At 62.1% G+C, this 26,880-nt stretch carries 18 protein-coding genes; 14 read left to right on the top strand and 4 right to left on the bottom strand.

The window, feature by feature from the left end; all coding sequences use genetic code 11:
• Positions 1-74 precede the first annotated feature (74 nt).
• Together V3330_RS01150 and V3330_RS01145 are read right to left on the bottom strand one after the other, a co-directional pair.
• Positions 75-2,171, bottom strand: coding sequence for a TonB-dependent receptor (locus V3330_RS01150; RefSeq protein WP_354693538.1), 2,097 nt, complete (start codon positions 2,169-2,171; stop codon positions 75-77).
• A gap of 200 nt (positions 2,172-2,371) precedes the next feature.
• Positions 2,372-3,604 carry a hypothetical protein gene (locus V3330_RS01145; protein WP_354693537.1) on the bottom strand — a complete coding sequence of 411 codons (1,233 nt, stop codon included), beginning with the start codon at positions 3,602-3,604 and terminating at the stop codon, positions 2,372-2,374.
• Positions 3,605-3,795: 191 nt separating this feature from the next.
• On the opposite strand from V3330_RS01145, the gene V3330_RS01140 reads away from it, so the two are divergent.
• Positions 3,796-4,287 (top strand): nuclear transport factor 2 family protein, encoded by a 492-nt coding sequence (locus V3330_RS01140; protein WP_354693536.1) that lies wholly within the window; start codon positions 3,796-3,798, stop codon positions 4,285-4,287.
• A 194-nt stretch (positions 4,288-4,481) separates the two neighbouring features.
• Entirely contained in the window at positions 4,482-5,489 is a 1,008-nt protein-coding gene (locus V3330_RS01135) for a carboxylesterase family protein (protein ID WP_354693535.1), read from the top strand.
• 65 nt (positions 5,490-5,554) lie between these two features.
• Here the strand turns inward: V3330_RS01135 and V3330_RS01130 are convergent, their stop codons facing one another.
• Positions 5,555-6,538: an NADPH:quinone oxidoreductase family protein gene (locus V3330_RS01130; protein ID WP_354693534.1), complete on the bottom strand. Its 984-nt coding sequence runs from the start codon at positions 6,536-6,538 to the stop codon at positions 5,555-5,557.
• 31 nt (positions 6,539-6,569) lie between these two features.
• A complete protein-coding gene (locus tag V3330_RS01125) occupies positions 6,570-8,684 on the bottom strand; it encodes a TonB-dependent receptor (RefSeq protein WP_354693533.1) in 2,115 nt (704 codons plus the stop codon).
• Positions 8,685-8,841: 157 nt separating this feature from the next.
• On the opposite strand from V3330_RS01125, the gene V3330_RS01120 reads away from it, so the two are divergent.
• The 12 genes from V3330_RS01120 to V3330_RS01065 all read left to right on the top strand — a co-directional run bounded on the left by V3330_RS01120 (position 8,842) and on the right by V3330_RS01065 (position 26,869).
• The gene (locus V3330_RS01120) at positions 8,842-11,547 is read left to right on the top strand and encodes a LuxR C-terminal-related transcriptional regulator (protein ID WP_354693532.1); all 2,706 of its coding nucleotides are present in this window, start codon (positions 8,842-8,844) and stop codon (positions 11,545-11,547) included.
• A 132-nt stretch (positions 11,548-11,679) separates the two neighbouring features.
• Positions 11,680-12,861 (top strand): amidohydrolase family protein, encoded by a 1,182-nt coding sequence (locus V3330_RS01115; RefSeq protein ID WP_354693531.1) that lies wholly within the window; start codon positions 11,680-11,682, stop codon positions 12,859-12,861.
• A complete protein-coding gene (locus V3330_RS01110; RefSeq protein ID WP_354693530.1) occupies positions 12,858-14,900 on the top strand; it encodes a hydantoinase/oxoprolinase family protein in 2,043 nt (680 codons plus the stop codon). The genes V3330_RS01115 and V3330_RS01110 overlap by 4 nt, the downstream gene beginning before the upstream one ends.
• A 17-nt stretch (positions 14,901-14,917) precedes the next feature.
• The gene (locus tag V3330_RS01105) at positions 14,918-16,654 is read left to right on the top strand and encodes a hydantoinase B/oxoprolinase family protein (RefSeq protein WP_354693529.1); all 1,737 of its coding nucleotides are present in this window, start codon (positions 14,918-14,920) and stop codon (positions 16,652-16,654) included.
• 31 nt (positions 16,655-16,685) lie between these two features.
• Positions 16,686-17,945: a cytosine permease gene (locus tag V3330_RS01100; protein ID WP_354693528.1), complete on the top strand. Its 1,260-nt coding sequence runs from the start codon at positions 16,686-16,688 to the stop codon at positions 17,943-17,945.
• Between the two features lie 170 nt (positions 17,946-18,115).
• Complete coding sequence (locus V3330_RS01095) at positions 18,116-18,721, top strand: TetR/AcrR family transcriptional regulator (RefSeq protein WP_354693527.1); 606 nt, start codon at positions 18,116-18,118, stop codon at positions 18,719-18,721.
• Between the two features lie 362 nt (positions 18,722-19,083).
• Complete coding sequence (locus V3330_RS01090; RefSeq protein WP_354693526.1) at positions 19,084-21,828, top strand: TonB-dependent receptor domain-containing protein; 2,745 nt, start codon at positions 19,084-19,086, stop codon at positions 21,826-21,828.
• A gap of 20 nt (positions 21,829-21,848) precedes the next feature.
• Positions 21,849-23,003 carry a phosphotriesterase family protein gene (locus tag V3330_RS01085; protein ID WP_354693525.1) on the top strand — a complete coding sequence of 385 codons (1,155 nt, stop codon included), beginning with the start codon at positions 21,849-21,851 and terminating at the stop codon, positions 23,001-23,003.
• A gap of 464 nt (positions 23,004-23,467) precedes the next feature.
• Positions 23,468-23,632, top strand: coding sequence for a hypothetical protein (locus V3330_RS01080; protein ID WP_354693524.1), 165 nt, complete (start codon positions 23,468-23,470; stop codon positions 23,630-23,632).
• Between the two features lie 301 nt (positions 23,633-23,933).
• Complete coding sequence (locus V3330_RS01075) at positions 23,934-24,437, top strand: VOC family protein (protein WP_354693523.1); 504 nt, start codon at positions 23,934-23,936, stop codon at positions 24,435-24,437.
• 58 nt (positions 24,438-24,495) lie between these two features.
• Positions 24,496-26,280 (top strand): amidohydrolase, encoded by a 1,785-nt coding sequence (locus tag V3330_RS01070; protein ID WP_354693522.1) that lies wholly within the window; start codon positions 24,496-24,498, stop codon positions 26,278-26,280.
• Positions 26,281-26,395: 115 nt separating this feature from the next.
• The gene (locus V3330_RS01065) at positions 26,396-26,869 is read left to right on the top strand and encodes a VOC family protein (RefSeq protein WP_354693521.1); all 474 of its coding nucleotides are present in this window, start codon (positions 26,396-26,398) and stop codon (positions 26,867-26,869) included.
• Positions 26,870-26,880: the final 11 nt, after the last annotated feature.

Here is a 26,880-nt window from a genome sequence, read left to right as displayed (position 1 = left end):
AGCACCTGATCCGGCCCGCGCCGCTGGCGCGGGCCGGGTTTACTGGCTGGCTTGCGGGCCGGGCTGCGGGCCGGCTAGAACAGGTACTTCATGCTGAGCCGGAATTCCCGCGGTTCCACCGGATGGAAATGCCAGTCCTCGACGGGGTCGGTTTCGCCGAACAGCCGGCTCTCGTAGAAGTACTCGATATCATTGGCTTCGGCGTCGAACAGATTGAGTACGTCGAGGCCGAGCACGAACCGGCCGAGCGGGTAGCTCAGGCCGAGATTGATCAGCGTGGTCGCGTCCTTGGTCACGGAACGGTCTTCGATCAGCGGCGCATCTCCGAAGTGCCGCACGCGCAGTGAGCCGACGAAGCCGTTATCCAGGGTGACGGTGGCGCCGAAGGCCCCGACCATGTCCTGTGCGTCGGGGATCGCGTCCTCTCCCGCCGGTGCATCCTTGAACCGGGCGTCCGTTTTGGCCGCCGAAGCATCCAGCACCAGCCAGTCGGTCGGCCGCCAGAACAGGGTGACCTCGATGCCGTCGCGTTCGGTGGCGTCGTTCGGTTCGGTGGTGCCGGCATCGCCGACGAAGATCAGCTCCGAGTCGAGCGCCAGATGGAACCAGGTGGCCGAGAAATTAAGCCGGTCCGACAGTTGCGAGCGAAAGCCGAACTCGTAGCCGGTGGCTTCCGAAATGACATCGAAAGGCTCTGCCGGATTGCCGGAGACGGGGTCGACCCTTGTCTCGGCGGCGCGCACGTCGTTGGAGTGAAAGCCCTCGCCGTAATTCGCATACAGTTCCCACTGACCGGTCGGCCGGTAGGCCAGGCTGAATTTGGGCGTGACCACCGAAGCCGTTCCGCTGCCCGAGTTTTCCGGTCGCGCGGCCGTCACGTCCCAGCTGTACCAGTCGGCGCGGACGCCGGCGGTCGCGCGCCATTTGCTGCTGAAGTCCACGGAGAGTTCGCCGTACACGGCGGCGCTGAATTCATCGACCGAATCGTCACGCACCGTCGCCAGGCGCTGGCGAGCCCGGGTCGCATACAGATTGACGTCGGATATCCGGTCGTAACGCGTCTCGGCGCCCACGCGCAGTTCCGTTGGCAGTGGCAGGCCGGCCAGTTCGCGCAGGTGGTCCACGCTGGCCCCGGCGATCCAGCGTTGATCTTCCTGTTCAATCTGGTCGCCGTTGACGGGGTCATTGAGAAAATAGGTCGGGTTGGCGAACAGGTTGAGTGAATACGTCGACGCGTAGGCATGCCAGTCGGTCTGTCCGGCCGACAGGTTGGCGATCAGGTTGAAACGGGAGGTCTCGCCGCCCACGGTCGGATCGATGAAGCCAAAATCCGAAAGATCACCGGACTCGACGGCGCGCCGGGGAATCTGGTCCGTCGCATTCCAGTCGTTGGTGTAATACGTCGCGATCACTTCGAGACCGCCCAGAGGGGTTTCCGTTGTGTATTTGGCGAAGCCGTTGAACAGTTCCAGGTCTTCGCCATTGTCCCAGGGTCCGTCGCCGCGCCGGATCTCGCTGCCCAGCAGCCAGGTGCCGCCACTGGCATCCCAGGACCTGGCGGCAACGGCGCGGTAGTACTCCTCCGAGCCGACGGTGAGTTTCGCGAAGCCTCGATCGAGCCGGTCATAAGTTTCGAACTTGCTGGAACTCGCGGCGGAAAAGTCGCCCGCGTCAGACCAGTAGGTGCCCTTGTGGTACTCGACGGTGCGGACCAGTTCCGGGATGATGAAATTCATGTCCAGGTAACCCTGGCCATGCGCATGGGTGCGCAGATTGACCGGCATGCCCTCGAAGCTGACGGAGAAGTCCGTGCCGTGGTCGAGGTTGATGCCGCGCAGGAAATACTGGTTGGCCTTGCCGCCGCCGCTGTGCTGGGTGGCGATCATGCCCGGGATCACTTCCACCAGTTCGCCCACTCGCAACAGGGGCCGTGTCGCCAGGTCGTCGTAGCCCACGATGCCCTGCGAGGCCGAATCGGCGGCGCCGACCAGGTCGATGGCCCGGCCCCAGATCTGCACTTCCTCCTGCCCGTTTTCGGGCTGACCGTCGTCGGGGTTGGTCCCAGACAGGGTTGCTGTCCGGGCTTCCGACCGGGTTTCCGTCTGGGCCGCGGCATTCGTGGCCAGCGTGACGATGATCAAGAGCAACAACCGGTTCGTGCTGATTTTCATTCCTTGTTCCCTGCCTGGTCGGATTTCCATTCCGCGGAAGTCTGTCAGACAGGTGTACGTCAACGCTGTCAGTTGTCGTTAGGAAACGGTTGAATTAACGGTTAAAGAATCTGAGTAATATCGTAAAAACAATTAGATATGATTGAAAGTTAAAGCAAGTTCGAATGATCTGACCCGGCCTTAAATCCACCTCGCGTGTGCTAGGGGTCGGGGCCGTCCATCCAGATTTCAGACACGTCGAGCGGTGCGGCAAACTGCTCCCGGGCGGCGACGTAGGTACGGTCGATTCCACTCACCTGGAACAGGGCCTCGAACGCCGGAGCCCCGCCGGACCGGAACCCGTTTCCGAGCGTATCGACGATTGCGGCATCGCTCAGGGTGGAGGCCATCTTCATCAGGCCCTCGTCGCGCATGCCGGTGACGTACAGGAACTGGTTGCCGGACGGCCCGGGAAACGTCGCGAGATAACCGTAGTCGTCGTAGCTGACATCTGCGGTGGTGACCGGGCCGGCGCCGCTCTCGTAATACGTGCCGGTTTCGGTGTCGATGAGGACATCGTAACTGCCACCGATCTGCAAGCGGGAAGCCAGAAAGGGGAATTGTCCGAGCTTGCCCATGCCGCTCAGGTAGCCGATGTAGATCACGTGGTTCTCGCGCAACTGCTCAGGACGGAAGCGGGATTGCGGCACCACCTGAATGGGCCGTTCGGTGGGGCGCAACACCGCCAGTACCTCGTTCAGGGCCGCGGCGGTCCCGGTGGGCAGGTAACTCAGGCGAATGTCGACGTAATCGTCCCGCCGGTCCGGGTCCTGTTGCAGCCAGGCGCGGAAGTCCTCGCGGCTGTTGATGGAAAAATCGCGGATCAGCCGCTCGCCGGGCCAGCCGTCGTGGGCCTCGGAGAAGATGAAGTAATCGCCAACGACGATGGTGATGGCGCGGTTGTCGTCGAGAATCCCGCTCCATGCCGGGGCCTGCGTGAACGCGTGGCCGGCATCCGCCGGCCCGGTCCGAATCGACGGGGTGGCGATGATGGTCAGCATGGCTCCGGCCACGGCGGCCAGCAGCGGCACCCACCAGCGGGAAACCAAGATGCGTTGGCCGTTGGATTTTCCGGCCGCCGCCTCCCGCGGTTTCAGTACGAGTTGGTATTTGCCTTTGGGTATCGACAGCGTCGGGCCGTCGCCGGCATCCTTGCTCGCGTAATGCGCGTCGAGCTTCTGCCTCAGGTTGTGCATGTAAACCCGCGCCGAGGAATCGGACACCGGATCGAAATCATCACGCCCGAGCACGTCGGTGGCGATATCCACTTCCTTGGGTATCCGTCCTTGCCCGGTGGCCTCGGCAAGATATCGCAGCAGGCGTACATAGGTGCCCGAACGGCCCAGCGCGCCGGCTTCGATGATTCGGTCCACTTCGGTTTCGATGGGGGTCAACGGTTTTCCGTGGGTGGTGGCGAACGAGTGCAGATGATAACGCCCCGCACCGGGCCGCAAAAGCGCCCGGGGGTTATGCGGGCATCCGTGCCGTCTGCGTGCAGAGCGCTTTTCGCTGCGCCCCCGGGATTGCGAAGTCCTCAGGCGGCCGGTCACGCTGTCCGGCAGCAACCAGTCAATGAGGAGTTGCCATGAAAATCATTATCGGTCTGTTTTTGTGCACGCTGTCCCTGAGCGTCGTCGCGGCGTTTCCAGTGGTTCCGATGGCTCCTGATCAACAATCCGCGCTGGTGGATTCGGGGCCTCCGGAGCTGGCCGCCAACAAGCGCCTGGTCTACGACCTGTACCGCATGGTCATGGCCGGTCAACTCGACAAACTCGATACCGTTGCGTCGCGCGAGAACTGGGTCAACCACAACCCGAACGAGGCTTCCGGATACGACGGCATGATCGAATACCTTCGTAATGCTTTCGGGGACGCGGCAGGGCCGTTGCCGGACACGCTTCCGGGCCTGGTGACGATCGTCGCCGAGAACGACACGGTCGTACTCGCATTCGCACGTACGTTCGATCATCCCGAAAAGCCGGGTGAAACCTATTCCTCCACGTGGTTCGACATGTTCCGGATCGAGGACGGCAAGGTCGTGGAGCACTGGGATCCGGCGACTCTGCACCCCGAGTAATCCGCTTGGTATGCCGTCGCCTGTGTTGTGTTGCGCCCGTTGGCCCGGCAGCCGTGGGTGAGTGCCGTCCGTCCGACTTGTATGGACAACAAGTTTATATGTAAACTTATGAGGCGACGCCTTGTCGGTCAGCGAAATACACCGGGTGGGTTCCCGTTGCGGCAGGGCGGTATTCGAGCAGCCAGGAGAATGCCGTGAACATTGAAACCACGAAATGCCGCGTCGCCGGTCGGGTGCTGCTGTTGATCCTGTCGGTCACCCTGCTGGCCGCCGCGAATGTTTTCGCCGAGGACCAGCTGCTGCGCCGGAGTTACGACTCGGAAAGCACCGGCGGGGAACGCCAGTACTTCGTTTACCTGCCAAGTGCTTACGAAGCGAATGCGGACAAGCGCTGGCCGGTCATCCTGTTTCTCCACGGCAACGGCCAGCGCGGCGACACCCCCGACGATCTCGATTTCGTGCTGCGCCACGGGCCGCTGGCCGAGGCCTGGTTGCATCGCCGCGAGCTGCCGTTCGTGATGATCAGCCCGCAGATGCCGGTCTGGGGTCAGCAGGAAGCGCTCGAAGACCGGGCCAAACATCCACGCCCGGTGCGGCTGGAGAGCGGCACCCCCGAACGCAATTACGGCTATCCGTCGGACTGGCCGATTCAGCGCACCAGCCGTGAAAAGGCCCGCAAGTCCGCGTTCTCCTGGGAGGACTACCGCTCAGACGAATTCCCGCCCGGCTGGAGTCGCATCGACGCAGAAGTGATCCAGGTACTGGATGACGTGCTGCGGGAATTCAACACCGACCCGGACCGCGTCTACCTGACCGGCATCAGCATGGGCGGGTTCGGTACCTTCCAGATCGCCTCCGCCCACCCGGAACGCTTCGCCGCCATCGCGCCCATCGTGGGTGCCGGCACCGAGACCGAAGCCCGCGCCATCGCCGAGGCGAAGCTGCCGACCTGGCTGTTCGGCGGCGCCAAGGACCAGGTGGTCGACCCGTACTGGCTGTACCGCACCGCGCGTTTCATGGAAGTGGCCGGCCATCCCAACCTGCGCTTCACGATGCACGAGGACATGGACCACGACGCCTGGAAACGGGTCTACGAGGGCCGGGACGTGTTCGACTGGTTCCTGAGGTTCCGCTCTGACGAACGTCCGGGGCCGGAAAAAGTGAACATCGATCCGTGCGGGCGCACAGGCTGCCCGGAATAGGTGCCACTGGCCCGGTCGGCCCGGGTCAGCTCAATTCGGCTCAGCTCAACCCGGCCGAGCTCCGTTCATCGGATCCGGATCACCGCTTTGCCGGTGGTCTTGCCATCCCCCAGCGCCTGCATCATGTCCGGCGCGTCCTCGAACGGAACGGTGGCGTGGATGTGTGGCGTGATTTGCTTGCTCTGGATCGCCTGATGGATGGTGGCGTGGGCGTCGCGTACCCGGTCCGGGTCGCGTAGGGGATAGGTGGACCCCCAGGACAGTCCGATCACGGTGTGGTTGCGCATCACCAGGGATTGGGCATCCAGATTCGGGGCTTCCCCGCTGGCCCAGCCGACCAGGACCAGCCGACCCTCGAACGCCAGCGCCTCGAGTGAGCGTTCGCTCACCGTGCCGCCGACTTGATCCAGCACCACGTCGACGCCCCGTTCGGCGGTGTGCGCGCGCACTTCGGCAACGAAATCCTGCGAGCGGTAATTGATGGCGAGTTCCGCGCCCTGGTTGCGGCAAATGTCGAGTTTCGCTTCGCTTCCGGCAGTGGCGATGACCCGGGCGCCGCGCAGGCGGCAAAGCTGGGTGGCGGCGGTGCCGACTCCGCCCGCACCGCCGTGAATCAATACGGTGTCACCGGCCTTGACGGCGGCGCGCTCCAGTGCGAACCAGGCGGTCTGGTAGGTCACCAGCATGGCTGCGGCGGCCTCATCGGCAATGTCTCCGGAAACCGGAAAAACATAATTCTGGGGCACCGAACAGGTTTCGGCCAGTGCACCGTGCGCAGCCGGTATCATGGCGACGACCCGCTGACCTGATTGGAAACGGCTGCCGTCGTGAACGCCCTGGATGTGGCCGACCAGTTCGGCGCAGGGTATGAAGGGTGGAGCCGGATTCCAGGGGTAGCTGCCGCGGCAGGCCATGACGTCGAGGAAATTGAGCCCGACCGCATCCGTCGCGATCGTAACCTCACCGGTTCCCGGCAGCGGTTCGTTCGCCTCGCGCAACTCCAGAACCCGGGCCGGTTCTCCGACCCGGGTCACGAACCAGGCTCTCATGGGCGCTTCGCCCCGAGAACGCTGGCCATCATCAGTAGCGGAAACGCACGCCGACGCCGTAAGAGGCCGGCCGGCTGGGTGTGCGCAGATGCAGCCCGGGACCGAAAGCGTTGGGTCCGATGGCGGTGGGTTGCTGCTCGTCCAGCACGTTGTCACCCCAGGCGAACAGGGTGAGGTTGTCGTTCTCGATGCCGAAGTACAGGTTCAGGTAATCCTTGCTTGGGGTCTTGACCAGGTTTTCCAGGTCCCAGTACACCGGGCCGCGGCGCTCCCAGTCGAAGCGGCCGATGCCGTGCCAGCCCGAATCACCGAGCGGCCAGCGGTACTGCGTGGACAACACCGCGGAGTAGTCGTTGACCTGCGGTGTCTGGTTGCCGACGAAGTCGCCGGAGCCGTCGAAGTCGTCGATTTCGGTATCGGTCACGCCAAGCCCCAATGAGATATCCAGGCCCTCGATGGGATTGGTGGACACTTCGAATTCAACACCGGTATTGGTGGTTTCGTTGATGTTGATGATGAAGCGCTGCACGCCGGCGGGGGTCGCCCGCGAAAAGAAGTATTGCTGGTCGGAGAAATCGATGCGGAAGGCCGAAGCCGACAGATGAACTTTCGAATCCAGCAGGGAAGCCTTGACGCCGATTTCGAAGTTGTCGGACACCTCGTTCTCGTAGAGCAGGCCGGACGAGGGCGAGAAGCCGCCCGGGCGGAACCCGCGGGACATGGACAGGAAGGTCATCACGTCATCGTTCCAGTGATAGGTCAGCGATACTTTGGGTTGCCATTCACTGAAGGTTTCTTCCTGCACGAGCCCGCCCAGGTGAAGGCTCTGGGTTTCGTTGTCCTCGGAGTCGTAGCGCAGGCCGGCGGTCAGTTCCACCCGGTCGGTCAGGTCGTATTCGGCCTGGCCGAAGACGGCGTAGGACTTGCGGTCGCGGATTTCACGGTTACCCGCCGGCGGATCGAAGGGGACGACCGAAGGTCCGGGACCTTCCAGGCCGAAACGCGTGAATTCGCGGTCTTCACGGTCCTGGTAGAACACGCCGGCGATCCAGCGGATGGGCGCGTCGTCGGCGGAGGTGAAGCGGAATTCCTGGTTGAATGCCTCGACTTCGATGATCCAGTCCTGGGCGAAAGTCTGGGCGGGTGAGAAGTCGCCGTCGCCGAAGAAGTATTCTTCGGTGTCGCTCACCCCGCTGATCGAGGTGAAGGTGATGCCGTTGCTGAAGTCGTAGTCGACCTTGGCGGAAGCGGACCAGACATCGCGGTCGTCGTCGCCGTTGAGGTTCATGTCGATCGGAATCGAAAAATCGTCGATCTGCTCGGTCGTCACCGGGGCGAGGTAGACGCCGCCGGACTCACCGGTCATGTAGCGTCCGCGCAGGTCGATGGTCAACTGGTCGCTGGGATGGAAAATCAGTCGACCCTGAACCGAGGTCTCCTCGACGGGGTCGGCTTCGGTGCCCGCGGCGAGGTTGTCGATCAGGCCGTCTTCGTTGCGGTAGCTGAACGACAGGCGGCCGTAGGCGCTGCCTTCGGAGATCGGACCGGAAACCGTGCCGCCGGCGAAGAACGCATTGCCCTTGCCGTAGGTGGCCTTGCCGATCACCTCGACCTCGTCGGTGGGTGTCTTGGTGACCACGTTGATCGCGCCGCCGATGGCGCCGCGACCGTACAGTGCGCCCTGCGGTCCGCGCAGTACCTCGATGCGCTCGATGTCGACCAGTTCCTGGTTGATGAAGTTCATCGACGGCACATTGACCCCGTCGACCACGAAAGCCAGCGGCAATTCACCGTTCTGCACCGTGGTCATGCCGCGGATGGAAACGGTCTGCGTTCCCGGAACGAGCTGGTCGATGATGGTCAGGTTGGGGGTCAGGTTGGCGAAATCCTGGATGCTGGTGATGCGCGCGTTCTCGATGGTTTCCGCATTGAACGCGGTGATCGCATCCGGAATGTCCATGATGTTCTCGGCGCGTTTGCGAGCCGTGACCACGATCTCCTCCAGCCCCTGGGCGTGCAGAGTGACGGGCAGGGCCATCAGGGTGCCGAGACCGGCGAGCGCCAGGGCGCGGATCAGACGGTTCCGGGCCGGCGCGTGCGGTACCCCGGCCAGCGGATCGGGCAAATTCGAGTGTGTAAGTTTCATGTGTGTCGGATTCCAGGCAGACGGTAAAAATATCGTTTAATAGACTATGAAGCAGGCCGAACGCATACTAGATTGAATATGGGTAGTTTCCGCGCAATTCGGGCAGTGCGGCGCCGCCAGTGCCGTGATCGGGCCGCCCAGGCGACGCTTTACAGCCGTGGGTAGTACCGCCGCTGGCGAGCAGGTCGTCGTATTTCCCCGCCGGTTTGTCGCTCCTGTCTCCGAGTGTGGGCCGGCGGAACGCGCCGCTGCCGTGGCGGCCCTGGACGAGGCGCTCGCCGCCCCGCTGTCCGTGGTGTGCGGCCCTGCCGGCTACGGCAAGACCCGGCTGCTGGCCGAGCGCTTCGCCGCGCTCGAATCCCACTGTGTGGCGCGAATCTGGTTCCGCGCCGAGCCGCAGGACGAATCCTTCTCCGGGTTTCTCGCGCAATGGCTGTACCAGGCACGAAGGGCCATCGAAACTCCGGGTGCCGGCCCTGAGCGAACCACCACCACATTGTCGGTGCCGCCGGTGTCCACCGGCCTGGCCGAACTGCATGACCTGGTCGCGGCCGCCGACGGACCGGTGCTCACGGTCATCGACGAATTCGAAGCCGTCGACACACCCTCGTTCACGGAGCCGTTTCTGCACGCTCTGCGCAATCTGCCACCCAATCTGCATGTGGTGCTGGTTTGCACTGCGATACCCGATGCGCTGGTCGGCGGCGTGACCGGTGTCAGTGGTGTGCCGGTCATCGGACCGGATGTTCTCGCGCTGGATGAGGCATCGGTCGCCCGTCTGCTCGGCGATCACCCGGTCGATGCCGCCGATCTGGTCGCCGCCACCGGCGGCTGGCCAGCCATCGTGCATCGGGTGGTTGGTGGCTTGCGCGACGCGAAGCGCACTGACGGCGACCCTATCGATCTCGAGGCACTGCTGGACAGTGATGCGGTCCACGAGTACGTCAGCCACCACCTGCTCGGCGGCCTGGACGAGGAAACCCGGTTGGCGCTGACGGGCCTGTCCACCCTGGAGGAACTTCCCGTCGCGCAGGCCGCCAGTGCGGTGGGCGAGGCCGGCGCCGAGCGGCTGGCGGAGGCGGCCACCCGGTTGTCGCCCTTGTTCAGCCTGGACGATGTCCCACCCGCGCGCTTCATCTGCCATCCGATGTTGCGGCGCAGCCTGCGGCGCCATCGGGTTCGGCTGGCAAGTCGTCGGCGCCAGGCCATCGATTCCGCCGTCGTGAAGTGGTACGTGGACCAGCACGATGTCGCCGCTGCCATTGACTACGCGCTTCAGCAGCAGATGCTCGCTGAACTGGCACGCCTCGGGGAATATTTCGGGCCACACACCATCACCCTGCACGGCGGGGTGCCGCGGCTGCGCGCCACCTACGAGGTCATCGACGCGGAGACGCTGCGCAATTCGCCGCGGCTCCTGACCGGCAGAGCCACGGTGCTGATGAAGGACGGCCGGTTCGCGCTGGCCAAGGCGGCGCTGGATGAGGCCGAGGCTTTGTTGGAACGCCAGGGCGAGCCGGGAGCGGTGTTCGGTTCGCCGCGCGCGGATCTCGTCAATGCACGTTACCTGATGATGCTGTACAACAACGACGAGTTCGACGAGTCCTTCCTCGGTGACGACCCGACGGAAATTCGCCAGCTCAGTATCGAGGACGGTATCGTCGGTTTCGTGTACGCATTGCGGGCCATCTGCCTGATCCGTCATTCGGAATTCCGGCGGGCCGAGAGTGAAGCGGCCCGTTCGCTGTATCACTATCGCAAGGCCGGCGAGGGCTACGGCGAGGCATCCATCGTATTGGTGCAGGGCCTGGCCGCGCTGGCGCAGGGCCGGCTGCAGAAAGCCGAAACCGAGTACGGCGAAGCGCTGTCCATCATCCAACGTACCTGTCCGGACGACCCGGGCCTGAATGCAACGCGCTCGGTGTTGATGTCCGAGGTGTTGTACGAGCGGAACGAAATCGACGCCGCCGAGGAACTGCTTCACAGCGCACTGGACACGCTTGAAGAGTCCGATGGCTGGCTGGATCCCTACGCGGCGGCTTACCGGGTGGGGACCGGCATCAATCTGGCGCGGGGTGACGCAGAAGGTGCGCACATCATGGCCGACCGCGCGGCCCGGCTGGCGGCGCAGCGCGGCCTGGTGGAGATCGAGCGATTGGTACAGTTGCACCGCGCTGAAATTCACCTGCGCGCCCAGGAGTGGGATGCCGCCGAGGCGGAATTGCGGCGCTACGATGACCTGCGTGCTGCTCCGGGACGCCATCAGGGCGCCCGTGACATGGCGCGCGAAGAGGAACCCGCCACCGCGCTCAGGCTGCGACTGCTGCTGGGACAGGGTGACTTCGTTACTGTTCTGGAGCGGCTTCCGGCACTCATCGCGCAAACCGAACGGGAAGGGCGTTTCGGCTTTCTGGCCCGCCTCAAGCTCATCGCCGCGCTGGCGCACTGGAAGGCCGAGCGCGATCACCCGGCGCTGGACACTCTTCACGAGGCGGTGGAACTGGCCGCTGGCAAAGGCTATCTGCGACTGTTCGTGGACTGGGGCGCCGAGCTGATACCGGTATTGCGCCGGTTGATCGACTGCGGCCTGCTCGCCAACGCCCGCGCCGAGCGTACGGCGCGCGCCATTCTGCGCGCCATCGCCGGAGAGCAGGAGGCCGCCGGCCCGGCCCAGCAATTCTCGGCCCGTGAGTTGCAGGTGCTGAGTTATCTGAGTCGCGGCCAGTCCAACAAGCAGATCGCGCGCGAACTGGACGTGACCGAGAGCACAATCAAGTTTCACCTGAAGAAGATCTTTGCCCGTCTGGGGGTCAGCAAGCGAGCCAGCGCCGTCGTGGAGGCTCGCCGGATGGGCTTGATCTGACGCGGATTTCGGTGCGGTCCGTCCCCCGACTACACGAAATTTCCCGATACTCCCCTTTTGCGCCGTTGAAGCCGCGATGCCTGAAACGTTTAATGATGGGCGATTCCATTCGTTTCACGGAAAACCCAAACCTTGGCTCAACTCACACTGAAAAACTGCCGCCTTGTCGATGTCGAAACCGGCAAGATAGACGAACGCGCGCTGCGCATCGAAAACGGCGTGATCGCCGACACGGCCGCGCGGCCGGACACCGCCGACGGGCAGGTGATCGACATGGACGGCGCGTATGTGCTGCCCGGACTGATTTCCTGCCACACGCATCTTTCCATCGTGTTTCCCTTCAGCGAGAGCGACCCGGACGAAGACCCGGCCATGACGGCCTACCGCAGTTACGCACGCGGCCGCGACGCCTTGCGCGCCGGGGTGACCACGGTGCGCACCGTCGGTGAACTGAACCGGGCGGACATCGCGTTGCGGCGCTCCATTGCGCGCGGTTGGGTACGCGGGCCGCGCATCCTGTCGGCGGGCAAGGGCGTGTCGGTGACCGGCGGCCACGGTCACGGATTCACCGAGCATGCGGACGGTGCGGACGAGTTCCTCAGGCACTGCCGCACCGATATTCTTCACGGCGCAGACCACATCAAGATCTTCCTGACCGGCGGCATCGCGCAGCAGAAGGAGACCTTCACCGAGGCGCAGATGATCGATCGCGAAATCGAAGCCGCGGTGCAGGTCGCCAACAGCAAGGGCACTTACGTATGCGCACACGTTGGCGATTCGTCGGCGATGGCGCGTGGCCTGAAGTGGGGCGTGAGCTGTTTCGAGCACGCCTACAACCTGGACAGCGACACCGCCAGGGCGATTGCCGATGCCGATGCCACCATCGTGCCGACCCTCGGCGTGACCCGCTCCACCGACTGGATGAAACGCAACGGCTTCGAGCAGTGGACCATCTGCAAGGCCGCATCGGCCAGCGGTGATCACCTGGAGAGCATCCGCACGGCCGTGAAGGCCGGGGTGAATCTGGTCAACGGCACCGACATTCCGCCGGGCGACACCGACGACGGCGCGCCGGTGGCGGTGCGTGAAATGGAACATTGCGTGGAGGCCGGCCTGGATGCCTTGCAGGCACTGCAGACCGCGACCCTCAATGCATCGAAACTGATCCGCCGTCCGGACCTCGGCAACCTGCGCCCCGGCAGCAAGGCGGACCTGATCGCCGTACCGGCCAACCCGGTCGACGACCTCGCCCCGATGCGGGAAATTTTCTTTGTGATGCAGGGTGGCGCGGTCATCCGGGATGATCGTTCATGAGCGGCTTGCGGGTCGGCATCGATATCGGCGGCACCTTCGTAGACGCCATTCGAACGGATCCCGAAACGGGTGGTATTCGGCTGGAAAAAGCACTGACCACGCCCGAGGATCCGGTGCGTGGCGTACTCGACGCGATCGCCAAGCTGGACGTCGATCTCGCGGATGTGTCCACCATCGTGCACGGCACCACCCTGGGTCTTAATGCCATCCTGGAGCGCCGTGGCGCCCACGCCGGCATTCTCACCAATGCCGGATTTCGCGACGTGTTCGAAATCGGGCGCGGCGATCTGCCGCACCGCGACATGTACAACCTGCATTACCAGCGGGACGAACCGCTGGTGCGGCGGCGGGATATCGCCGAAGCAGCGGGCCGGATCGATGTCGACGGCAATGTGGTCGAGGAGCTGGACGAGGCGGCGGTGATCGCCGAGGTCGGCCGGCTGGTGGAAACCCAAAACATTGAATCCCTGGCCATTTCCTTCCTGCACGCCTACCGCAACCCGGTGCACGAGGAACGGGCCGCGGCGCTGGTCGCCGAGCACTATCCCGATCTGCCGGTGTCCATCTCCAGTCGCGTCGCGCGCGAACACCGCGAGTACGAGCGGCTGGCGACCACGGTGCTGGACGCCTACATCCGACCCATTTTCGAGCGCTACATCAACCGGCTGGAACAGTCGCTGCAGGAAGCCGGGTTCGCCGGACGATTCCTGGTGATGCGCAGCAGTGGCGGGGCGATGACGGCCGAGGCCGCTCGCGACAATCCGCTGGACAGTGTGTTCTCGGGACCGGCAGGCGGCATCCTCGGCGCGGCAGATCTCGCGACTCGGCTGGACATACCGCAACTCCTGACCATGGATTTCGGCGGTACCAGCCTGGATGCCTGCGTGATCGAAGACGGCCAGCCGCCGGTGATCCACGAGACCCGGTTGCAGCATCTGCCGGTGCTGATTGCGACCTACGACATCCGCTGCATCGGTGCCGGTGGCGGCTCCATCGCGTGGCTGGAGCACGGCCTGCTGCGCCTCGGTCCGCACAGCGCCGGCGCCGATCCCGGCCCGGCCTGCTACGGCCGCGGTGGTGAGCGTCCGGCGCTGACCGATGCCGCGGTGATTCTTGGCTACGTGGATCCGGAGCGATTTCTGAAGGGCGCGCTGACCCTGGACACCGCGGCCGCGGACAGAGCGATGCGTGAGCAGGTTGCCGAGCCACTGGGCACGTCCATCACCGAAGCGGCCGCCGGTGCGTTTTCGGTACTCGCCGCGCAGACGGTCGGCGCCATCCGCGAAATCACCGTGGAGCGCGGTAAGGATCCGCGGGAATTTTCATGCCTGGCCTTCGGCGGCGCGGGCCCGCTGATCGCGCCGCTGGTGGCGCTGGAAATGGGCATCGCCGAAACCATTATTCCGCAGGCGCCGTCAGCGTTTTCGGCCTATGGCATGCTGACTTCCCGGATCGCCGCCGACGCATCGCAGACCTTCGTCGCCGGCCTCGACGAGACCGTGCTGCAGCAGATCCAGGATCTGCTGGACAAATTGGCCGAACAGGCGGCGCGGGAACTGGTGCGCCAGGGCGTGACTGCCGACGAGCGCCTGGTCGACCGCTTCCTGGAACTGCGTTACGCCGGCCAGGAACATACTCTGAAAGTCCCGGTGGCCAATGACGGCCTCGACCTGGCGACCATCCGGTCCGATTTCGACCGGCACCACGAAACCTGGTTCGGGCACCGCTCCGACCAGCCGCTGGAACTGGTCAACCTGCGGGTGCTGGGCGTGGGCGGGCAGGCCGGTTCCACGCTCAGTGAACACCCCGACGCCGGTGGTAAGGCGAAAGTGGCCCCGGCCGCCCGTGAGCGGAAAGCCTGGTGTTTTCGCCGGCGCGAGACGGTGCAATTCGGCGTTTACGACCGCGCCGACCTGCGCCCCGGCATGACCATCGAGGGTCCGGCCATCATCGATGAAGGCACCTCGACCACGGTCTTCTACACCGGACAGTCGTGCGCGATGGACGCGCACGGCCACCTGGTCCTCAAAACCGCGTGAACGCAAAGGAAGCCCCGATGGACACCATCAATAACAGCCGGGTGGACAGCTCAACCGTCAGCGTCATCCAGAACTACCTGAACTCGGCCGCCGAGGAAATGCGGCGCACCCTGATGCGCACCGCGTTCAGCCCGGTGATTTACGAGGTGCTGGATTTTGGCATTTCGCTGTACAACGGTGACATGGATCTGATCGCCGATGCGCCAGGCCTGGCCTTTTTTCTCGGCGCCAATGACTTCGCACTGCGCAAGGGCGTTGAGCACCTGGGGATGGAGAATCTCGAGGACGGCGACGTGGTCATCCTGAACTACCCTTACTGGAGTTCGGCGCACGCCGCCGACGTCGCGCTGTTCGCGCCGGTGTTCGAGGAGGGCGAGGACAAACCGTTCGCCTTCTGCTGCATCCGCGCGCACTGGCTGGACCTGGGTGCCAAGGATCCCGGCTACGTGCTGGACTCCACCGATGTTCACCAGGAAGGCCTGATCATCCCGCCACTGAAGGTGTACAAGCGCGGCAAGGCCGATCCGGAAATCATCGACCTGATCCGCTTCAATTCGCGCATGCCGGAATATGTGCTGGGCGACCTCGAGGCGCAGATCGCCGCGGTGAAGACCGGCGTGCGCCGGTTGCGCGCGATCCGCGCCAAGTTCGGTGCCGACACGGTCGATGCCGCGACCCGCGAGATTCTCGACCACGGCGAGAAGCTGACCCGGGAGGCGCTGGCCGACCTGCCTGCGGGCACCTGGGAAGCCACCGACATCGTTGATGACGACGGCATCTCGGATGACCCCATTCCGATTCACATCAAGGTGACCCTGGACAAGGAGCGCTTCACCGTGGATTTCAGCGGCTCGCCCGACTGCGTGCCGGGCCCGGTGAACATCCCCTTCGGTCTCACCGAGACCCTGTGCAAGGTGGCTCTGAAGACCCTGACCACCCCGACCCAGCCGAGCAATGCCGGCTGCTTTCGGGCGCTGGAAGTGATTGCGCCACCGGGCAATATCTTCCACGCCACCTATCCCGCGCCCACCTACACCCTGTGGTCGGCGATGGTGGCTCTGGAAACCCTGTTCAAGGCTTTGGCCGAGGCCATGCCCGACCGCATCACGGCGGGCTCCGGCGGTGACGTGCCCGGCTTTCTGATGTACGGCATCGACCGCCGGCACGGCACGCCGTATGCGATCAGCAACAACGAACCGGTGGGCTGGGGCGCGGGGCGCGACCACGACGGCGCGAACGCGCTGAATCACATTTCCACGACCATGGTGCGCAACACCCCGATCGAGGTGCTGGAAGCGAAAACCGGCATGTTCTTCGAGCACCTGAAACTGCGGCCGGACAGCGGCGGGGCAGGGCGTTATCGCGGCGGCCTGGGCATCAGCCGCGGCATCCGCTTCGTCACGCCGGGTGACTTCCTGACCATCACCAAGAAAAGCAAGACCCGCCCGTGGGCGCTGGACGGCGGCGAGGAAGCGGACACCAACATGATGCATTACTTCCCTGGCACCGACCGTGCGGTTTCAGCGGGCACCTACCGTTCCAAGGTGGAAACCGGTGACCGGGTCGAAGTGGTCTCCGGCGGCGGTGGCGGCTGCGGTGATCCGCGAGAGCGGGAACCCGAGGTTGTGCTGGAGGACGTGCTCGACGGTTACGTCAGCGAGCAGGCCGCCCGCGAGCGCTACGGGGTGGTGATTGAAAACGGAGTCGTTGATCGCGAAGCCACCGCCTCCTTGCGGGGCGCCCATGGGACCTGAGGGCGCAGTTGCGAAAGACAACGCCCCCGCGGTGGCGGGCCGCGATGACTACGACTACGTCCACACGCCCGTGCCGGGCGAGGAGACCACCCCGGCCTGGCGCATCGCCCTGATCATCATCGGTGGCACCATCGCGGTGCCGGGCTTCCTGATGGCCGCGCAGATCAGCGCCGGCGCCGGTTTCCAGCCGGCCCTGGTCGGCTTCATCATCGGCTGCCAGGTGCTGGGTCTGACCGGCATCGTCGTCAGCCGGGTGGGGGTGCGCTCCAAGCTCTCGACCTACATGATCCTGCAGTTCCCGTTCGGCCGGCGCGGCGCGAAATTCCCCAGCCTGCTGATCGGTTTTGTGCTGTTCTTCTGGTTCGCGATCCTCTGCGGCCTGCTCGGCGCGGCCGCGGCCGAGTCCATGCGGACCCTGCTGGGCTTCGCCTGGCCCGAACCCGTGCTGGCCGTCGCCGGTGGCCTCGCGATGGTACTGATCACCATTTACGGTTTCAGCGCCGTCACGCGCATGTCGATGATCGTCGTGCCCATCATGGCGGCGGTGCTGCTCTACGGCGCCTGGCGCGCCTGGCAGGTCGGCGACCACGCGCTGCTGGCGGGCGAGGGCACCGGCGTTTTCGGAATCAGCGCCGCCATCTCGGCCGTGATCGGCGCCTACAGCGGAGGCATCGTCACCCTGCCGGATTACCTGCGCTACGCGCGCAACCCGGGCCGGGCGCTGGCCGCCGTCTACTTCGCGCTCGCCATCTCCTTCCCGACCGTGCTCACCATCACCGCGCTCCCCAGCATCCTGTTCGGCAAGGAAGACCTGATCAACATCATGCTGGCACTGGGTATCGGCGTCGGCGCCCTCATCGTGCTGATTTTTTCAACCGTCTCCAGCAACGTCGGCCTGCTGTACTCCTCCGGCCTCGCTCTGGCCACCGCAACGAAAAAGGTCGGCTACCGCGGCGGCGTCATTCTGCTCGGCATCCTCGCCAGCGCCCTCTCGGCCTTCGACATCCTCAGCCTGTTCATTCCCTACATCAGCCTGCTGGGCATCTCCATTCCCAGCCTCTGCGCCATCTACATGTGCGACTTCTACCTGGTCCGCAAAGGCGACTATTCGACCGAAAGCTTGTTGAACCACCCCGATGTATTCCTGCCCGGATTCGTGGGGTGGACGGCAGGTTTTGTCGGTGGGCTCGTGAGTCACTTCGGATGGGTGACCTTGACGACGGTGACGGCGGTGGATTCGATGATTGTGGCGGGGGGGGTTTACACGCTTATCGCTCGAAGGCGATCGTGAAGTGACCTTGGTCGTATGGCGGACGCCAACAGTAACGGTACAATGTGGCCCCGTTCGCTGGTTGGCACCCGTGTACTGCCGCAAGTCCGTAAGGGTCGTTCGGTGATCTTTGCTACCTTCATGTCCGGTGCCGCTCGTGGTTCGCCCGATGCAATGAGAGGTCCGAGGCAATGGCGCAAGTCCGCAAAGAAGAAGTACGGAATCGGATTCTCGACAGTGCGCTGGTGCTGTTCGAAGAGAAAGGTTATCTGGGTACGACTCTCAATGCCATCGCCAAGCACTCGAACACATCGATCGGCAGTATCTACGTGTATTTCAATTCCAAGGTGGAGTTGTTTTTCGAGCTCTACGGTCCCTGGTTGAAGAAACAACTCGTTGCACTGCATCGAAAGTCTTCACGAGTGAAAGATCCGGCCAAACGCCTGGAGCGAATCATTCTGGGTCTTTGGTACGACATTCCCGTCGCTCGAAATCAGTTTACCAACAGCTTCATTCAGGCCCTCAGCAGCGCGAAGCCGGAAGAGTTCAATAGCGCGCTTTTCGTGTGGTGTACGGAAAAACTCAAAGCCATGATTGAGCCGACCATCCCCCCGGAAAGAGCTGCATTGTTGGTGGGGCATACCGTGACGGATATTCTGTTCATGGCGTTTGATGGTTATGCGATCAACTACAAGTTCGGTATGAGCAAACGACATGCGCAACAGTCGGCTCGTGTTGCCGCCTTGCTTCTTCGAGGTGACGAAATCGAGGAAATCGCCGATTTGACGTTCAAATAGCCCTGGTTTCAAAAAAGTTCGCGCCCGTAGACTTTCTGCTTGACTTCCTGATCGGAATAATCCTATTCTCTAAACAAGAATTGCGTTCTGTTATGCTTTTTAAAAGAATATAATTCTGTTTTGGTCGCCTGATTCTCGGGCCGTATTTCGAATGAATTACGCACAATTGGAGACAGGAGGAGAGCATGAGCCTTGCTGCTTTGCGACGCAAGAAAACGCTGGATTCGCCCTGGGGGAATATCCCGAAACGTTGGAGATTCCGCTGCGGCTCCATGCTGCTTCCGGGGATTGCTGCCGCCTTCTTTGAAGGGGGGCTGGCCCATGCAGAGGGCCCCGATGGGTCTACAGATAGCGAAGAGACAGTGCTGGAAGAAGTCGTTGTTACCGGCTCCCGCCTGAAACAGGCCGATGAATTCGTGGCTCCCATTCCGGTTGCGATGATGCGCGCGGAAGACCTGCGCCGGAGTGCGCCCACCAGCATTGCGGATGCGCTCAATCAAAAGCCGGTGTTCGCCAATTCGCTGAGCAACAACAACGGCACGGAAGTCGACTTTACCCAGCAGGCTGGCGGCAACTTCCTGAATATGCGGAGTTTGGGCCCGGAGCGGCTGCTGGTTCTGCTGGACGGCCGGCGAGTGCCACCGACGAATGCGAACGGAATCGTCGACGTCAATCTGATGCCCCAACTGCTGCTCGAACGGGTGGATGTCGTGAAGGCCGGCGTGTCCGCCGTGTACGGAGCGGACGCGGTATCCGGCGTGGTGAACTACGTAATCGACAAGGATTTCACCGGTTGGCGGGGGTACGCGCAAGGCGGCGAGTCCAGCCGGGGCGACAATGAAATGTTCGCCGCCGGCCTGGCGTGGGGTGGATCGTTCCAGAACGATCGCCTGCACGTGCTGCTCAGCGTCGAGCACACCGACTCGGACGGCATAGGGCGCAAGTCCGAACGGCGCCTGCACGACCCCGGTTATCTTCTGACGGGAAGTGGAACGGCGGCCGACCCATACCGCGTACTGTCGGACGTGCGCCAGAGCAGTGTCACCTACGGTGGTTTCATCGGTAGCGGTCCGTTCGCCGGGCAGCACTTCATCGATTCCAACACCCTGGCGCCCTATGATCCTGGACAGCCCGCGGGGCGGGGTTACCAAATGGGGGGCGATGGCGTGGACTGGGGTAACGGTGGCCTGATTCCAAGCCTGGAGACCGACTCGCTGTTTGGTCGCGTCTCGTGGGAGATCAATCCGAATGCCAGCGTGTTCGTGCAGGCCGCCTATGGTGAGTCGCGCACCGAAATCGACAACCATCTGGATTTCAACTTCTTCGGCATGACCATCTTCTCCGGCAATCCGTATCTGCCGGATTTCGTTCAGCAGGGCCTGACAGATACCGGCACACCCGCCTTCGTCATGAGCCGAATCCACCGTGACTTCGGATTTCTCGTAAACGATTTCCGCAATGAAGCCCTGAACCTCACAGTGGGGGCCGAAGGTGTGTTCGCCAACGAATGGAGCTGGGATATCTACTACACCTACGGCGACGTTGAAATGGATGGGCGCGTGCATAACCAGACCCAGCCCGTGAATGTCGCTGCGGCATTGGATGCAGTGCTGGATACGAACGGGAACATCGTATGCAACGTGACCCTGACTCACCCCGGCCGCTTCGACGACTGCGTGCCCCTGAACATCTTCGGCGAGGGTTCGCCTTCGCAGGCCGCCATCGACTTCGTGACGGGTACGACCATTTTCCTCGTCGAGCATGATCTCAATGAGGTCGGAGTGGCTTTCAGCGGAAGTCCCCTGACCGTTCCGGCCGGGCCGGTGCAGACGGCGTTCGGGGCCAGCCACCGGCGTCTGAGTATCCGGCAAACCGGCAACTCCGATCCATCGCAGCCCGTCGATGCCACCGGCATCCGCGGCGTATACAGCACCTTGCCTTTCTCGGTGGGCAATTACGGCAGCGCCGATGGCTCGGTTGAGGTCGATGAATTCTTCGCGGAGGGCAGCGTGCCGGTACTCGCGGACCGTGCGTGGGCATACAGCCTGGAGTTGAACGGTGCTGTGCGCTACATCGACCACAGCACTTTTGGCGGGGAAACGGTTTGGAAGCTTGGCTTTACCTACGAACCCTTTGCTGACTTGCGCCTGCGGTTTACCCGCTCGGCGGATATTCGGGCGCCGTCCCTGTTCAACCTGTTCGCCAGCACGCAGCAGATCATCGCGCCCGTCAGTGATCCGCTCACCGGAGTGAGCGGCATTACGGCGCAAATCGGGGGTGGAAATCCGAACCTGAACCCCGAATCCGCCGACACGGTCTCTTTTGGTCTTGGCTACCGACCCAACTGGTTGCCGGGATTGACGCTCTCGGTGGACTACTACGACATTGAAATCACCGACGCGATCAACACCGTGAACTCGCAGACCATCGTGGACGTGTGTCATGCCTCGGGCTACACGGATCCGCTGTGCGATCTGGTCACACGCCCGTTTCCGGTGAGCAATACCACCCCGGAAAACTTCCCAACGGCGATTGCTTCACTGACCAGTATCAATATCGGCTTTCTGCGAACCAAAGGTTTCGATATCGAGGCGGCCTACCAGTTCGAGCCGGACCGCCTGGGCGGTAACCTGCACATCAGTGCCAGCGCCAACCATGTGAGTTCGTTCGAGGTGAACAACGGCACCGGTGGGCCCACCCTGGAATTCGAGGGCGTGTACGGCCCCGGGCTGGTGCGCAAGTCGCTGGGCGGCCTGCCGGAATGGCGTGCAAATCTGGTGCTGACCTACGAACGCGCTCCATGGACATTTTTCGTCCAGGAGCGATTTATCGATTCGCTCGACCGTATCGGTGGCGTGCAACCCAACGCCGTGTATGCCGACGGCTCCAACCACATCGAATCGATGCTCTATACCGACATCACCGTCGAGTTTGAATTTCCGGCAGCTGAAGTTCGGGTGTTCGCTTCGGTCAACAACCTGTTCGACAAGGATGCACCCCCGGTGCCGTCCACTTCATTTCCCAACCTCTACTATCCGGCCGCCGGATCCGTTCACGATCTGGTCGGTCGCTATTTCACCTTAGGCATTCGCGGTTCATTTGACTGATCTCATAACAGGAGACACCCATGTCCAATAAACGTACGCTTACGCGGCGAAATTTCGTTGCGTCCGCATCCCTGGCGGCGGCTTCCACTGTACTGCCCGTCTCGCTTCAAGCGGCCGGGTCCGGTAAATCGGCCGGCACCTGCCTCATCCCCACGGCGCGCGGGGATGCGATTCCGTCGTCCAAGCTGGGCCTTACCCTGCCGACTGAACTCATCATTCAGGAAAGTACCGAAGTCAACATGAACTGGCCGGATGTATCCTGGGGTGGTGCGCCCGAGGAAGAACGCATCGCGTGGGTGGTGGAGCAGTTGAAGTACGCCCATGAGAATTTCGGTGTCGACACGATCATCGATCGCACCATTCCGGGCATTGGTCGCAATGTGCCACGTATGCAGAAAGTGGCAAAACAGGTGCCCGTCAACATCATCGTCACGACCGGCTGGTACACCCTGTACGAACTCCCGTACTACTTCCACTACCGGGAAAATTTCCCGGAGATGTACGGCCCCGGTGACGGCCCCAGCCTGGAAGACTTCATCGTTCGCGATATCGAGGAAGGCATCCTCGATACGGGCGTTCGCGCTGCCGCGATCAAAGTACTCTCGGACAAATACGGTATTGAAGGCACGCCCGACGTGAGAAAAGTCTTCGGCATCAGCGCACGCGCGCACCGCCGTACTGGCGCACCATTGCTTACCCACACCGTCGGCACCGACATGGCCCGGTTGCAGCAGGACGTTTTCCTGGAGGACGGCGTCGACCTGAGTCGCGTGGTGCTTGGCCATCTCGACCGCGCCGCGCCCGATGCGAAACTCAGCGAGTTCGAGTTTCTGTTGGACCGGGGTTCTTTCATCAGTTTCGATGGCTGGGGCAACGGCGAACCCAACATGGTGGCCTCCAACCCCTCATCTCGGGAAAAGAACCTGGACCGCATCGTCGCCCTCATCAACAAGGGGTACGGTGACCACATCCTGATCTCGGCCGGCCTCATGCCCTTTTATGACGCGTTCCCGCAGGCATTCCGCGCTGGCGGAAACTACCACGCCTACTCGCGCCTGGCCGTCGACATCATCCCGACCCTGAAGGAAATGGGTGTCAGCGACGCCGACATTAAGCGCTTGACCGTGGACAACCCGAGAAGGGTGCTCGAATCGAAGTGTCTCGGGGGATATTGAAGTCGGACTCGACATAAAGGGGTCAGGGCTATTCTTCATGAATGGCTCCTGACCCCTTCTCGACCCCCATACAGTCCGGCAGCCGCAACGGCATCATCGCCGTCGGCATCACCCCCCCGAGTCTGTCTGCCACTTGCATGTGCATCGTCTGCCAAGTCAGAGAAAACGGCTTCTCAACCGATAGCCGACAAAATCACCTGGGTTGATTCCGGCCAGGGTTCGTCGGGTGGGCGGCGACCTTTGTGATGGGCAGGTCATGGCAAGCTCAAGCTTCGAGTAAGGGATTCCCGTTCAAAACATCGCAGTAGATACGGTATCGCCAATATTCCTCCAGAGATGTTGTTTGCGAAAATTCGGCGTTGCGAGATTTTCCTGGTAACACATGGAAATATCGAAAGTTTATTCCATGCGCTGGCATTAGAGCTGCGTATAAATAAAGCTTTTTTTGGCCGGGGATTCCAGTAATGCAATCAGCAAACAAACTCCGAGGAAACATTTCGTTTTTGCGGAAGGACAACGCCGATCACGGACTTGCGATCACCGCGCGGGCACCCGTTCCGGGTTGGCTGGGGGAGCGCATGGAACTTTATCGTATTCGCGAGCTTTTTTACTTTTTGGGGGAAGACTGAACCGCGTCCTGCGTGCTTACTTGGCGATGGCTGAGATGCTGTCGGCGATGTGTTTTTCCATCGACCTTCTGCGCCCCGGGATCTGCGAGAGGTTCTGTCAGGTTTCTTTAGGGTGCTCCCTGCAAATTCGGATACACCTCTCGTTTTAGAGCACTAACCCTAACCTTGCTGAGGACGTCTGCGTTCGGCTCTATAGAATGCAGGGTCAAGTTTCCGAAGGGGTGTGACGGTGTAGCCGTGGCGTCTGTCGGGTTTTGGGATCGCGAGATTCCTTGTGTGTTGTCTTGGGAGAGAATCATTCATGAATCGTTTCGTTCGAGTTCCGTCAATGAAGTATGTCTCAGTGAAGAGTGTGTCCATTCTGTTGTCCTTGCTCCTTCTTCTGTTTGTCCAGAGTGCCAGCGCGGCCGACGATTCGGCGCCGGAAATCACCGCAGGGGTGCCATTCTTTTATTACACGGATTTGCCTGAGGCGGTGGACTGGTACAAGAACAAGCTCGGTCTTGAGGCTCTGGTCGAAGATGACTGGGTTGTCATCATTCGCATCACTGACTCGAGCTACCTGGGTTTGGTTAACGCCAGTGGCGGCAGTCTCGTGCCAACCGATAACAAGGGAGCCTTGCTGTCCATCGAAACCCCGGAGCTGGAAGGGTGGTGGGATCGGCTCAAGGACGTGGAGGGAATCAACATGATTCACGGCATCGAGGTTGGCGGAGGCGGAATGATCGAAGAGTTCCGTATGACGGATCCGGGTGGTTATATCGTGGAATTCTACCGCTGGTTGCCGGAGCACAGCCCGTACTGAGCCGATTCGTCGGGCTTGAACCGGAATTGACCGGGATACCGTTACAGAGGTGGATGGCATGAGAATTGTGGTGCTTGCGCTGGTCTCGTTCGGACTGTGCTTCGGGAGTGCATGCGCCGTGCATGCGGCGGTGTCTCCCGGATCCGGACCCGACACGGTCCTGTACAACGGCAAGGTCATTTCTGTAAACGATGAATTCGATATTCATCAGGCCATCGCCATTCGTGGCGACAGCATCCTGGCGGTGGGCAGCGATGACGAAATGCTGCAACTGGCGAATGCGTCAACCCGGGTTGTCGATCTCGCGCAGCATGCGGTGATTCCCGGTCTGATCGATAACCACGTTCACCTGATCAACAACGCGGTTGCATTTCACCAGGGCGTTGGTGTGGCGCTGGTCGATTCCATCGAGGAGATGGTGGCCCGAATCGGGGACAAAGTGAAGGCGACGCCGCCTGGCGAAATTGTCTTCACTTCTTCGGGCTGGCTGCCATCGCAGTTGAAAGAGCAGAGGGTGCCGACACGATTCGACCTGGACCCCGTGTCCCCGAACCACCCGGTGGTCGTGCTCGGTGGGCACTCTCTGTATTTAAATTCGTACGCACTCGAGAAGGCTGGAATCACTCGCGATACCCCGTCGCCGCCAGGTGGCACGATCGTAAAGGATCCCGACACCGGCGAGCCGACCGGGATGCTGGTTGAAAACGCGTCGAGCCTGGCGGCACGTATCGTGTCTTCTTCAAATACCGAAACCTGGAAGATATTCGGGGCCGGCGCGGCCAGCGCGCAGGAGAAGCTCGATGCGCTGCGTGCGGCACAGCGCAAGCTCAACGCGGCGGGAATCACCAGCATTCGGGAGCCCGGACTGAGCCCGGACGACATGCGGGTATATCAGAAGCTCCGCGACGACGGGGAGTTGAGTCTGCGGGTCAGCATGAGCCTGAGTCTGAGTCCCTATGAGAGTCAGGAAGTTCTGATCGGGCAGCTCCGGACCTGGGGGGTCAGTACGGGGTTCGGCGATGAGTTTTTGCGCCTGGACGGGGTCGGGGAATTCGGCATAGACGGCGGTTTCGAGGGGGGTCTGATGTCGGAACCGTATGAGAACAGTCCCGGAAACGAAGAGGCCGGGGACTACTACGGTCTGCAGCGAATTCCCACCGAAAAATATCAGGGCGTGATGCAAGCCATGAGTGAACTCGGTTGGCGGTCGACCAGCCACATCGTCGGAGACCGGGGCCTGGATATCGCGCTGGATGCCTATGAGGCCGCGGACCGGGTCGCTTCCATCACGTCGCGGCGTTGGGTCATCGAGCACGGCCATTACACGCGGCCTGACCAGTTCGAGCGCATCAGGGAGTTGGGGTTGGTGATCTCGACCCAGTTCCACCCGTACATGGCGGCGCAGAACATGGTCCATTACTGGGGCGAGTCTCGCGCGAACCAGGCGATGCGCCTGCGTGACTGGCTGGATGCCGGGATCGTCGTGGGCGGCGGCAGTGACTGGACCCTGCTTCCGGCCAATCCGTTCTGGATGCTGTATTTCTGGGTGACCCGGGAGTCGCGCCTGGGCGGAGTAACGGGTTACGACCAGCGAATCACGCGCGAAGAAGCGCTTCAGGTGATGACCCGGAACAATGCGTACATCACATTCGAAGAAGACATCAAAGGCTCACTGGAGCCGGGCAAACTGGCTGACCTCGTGGTTCTTTCCGACGACTATCTCACGGTGCCTGAAGCAGACATCCGGGAAATCACTCCGCTGTTGGTACTTCTGGACGGAAACATCGTGTTCGATGCCGGAGTTCCTTCCGTGGATGGGGCCAGGCGGGCAATGCAGCCCTGATTAGGGTTCGGCGGCTAAAATCGCTATTGCGTATCTATACCCAAATGGGCACGATCATTCACGGTAATAAAAACGTTAAATTTGAATGAGGGATGTGTGAATGAGCAATCAAGCAATGCGGTACAAAGCAAAGAGTGTTGAAGTGATTTGCCGGTGGGCGCTGGTTCTTTCAATCTGCCTGTTTACCGCTCAGTCGGCGATAGCCGAAGAGGCGAAAACCACGCCACCCATCAAGGGTCAGGTCACGTTTCTGTACTACGCCGACATGGACAAGGCCGCGCATTTCTACGGCGAAATCATGGGGTTCGAGAATACCTTTGATGAAGAATGGGTGAAGTTCTTCGCCATCACTCCCACGTCCTCCGTCGGGCTGGTCGATGAGTCCAGAGGGTTTCACCAGACCAGTGACGTTAAGCCGGTCATGCTGAGTGTGGAAACGGACGACGTGGAGAGCTGGTACAACTACCTGAAAAAGAAAGACGTCAACTTCATCAAGCATCTCGACAAGTCCAAGAGCAAGGGCTTTGTACACGCGATTCTGGTCGAAGATCCAGGTGGGTACACGGTTGAAGTATTCGAGTGGAAGTAAACCTTTTCGAC

Origin of the sequence: Elongatibacter sediminis, from assembly GCF_037892215.1 — a bacterium.
Lineage (GTDB): Bacteria > Pseudomonadota > Gammaproteobacteria > Xanthomonadales > SZUA-36 > Elongatibacter > Elongatibacter sediminis.
Note: the sequence above shows the minus strand (reverse complement) of the source record. Positions and strands in the feature narration are given on the sequence as shown.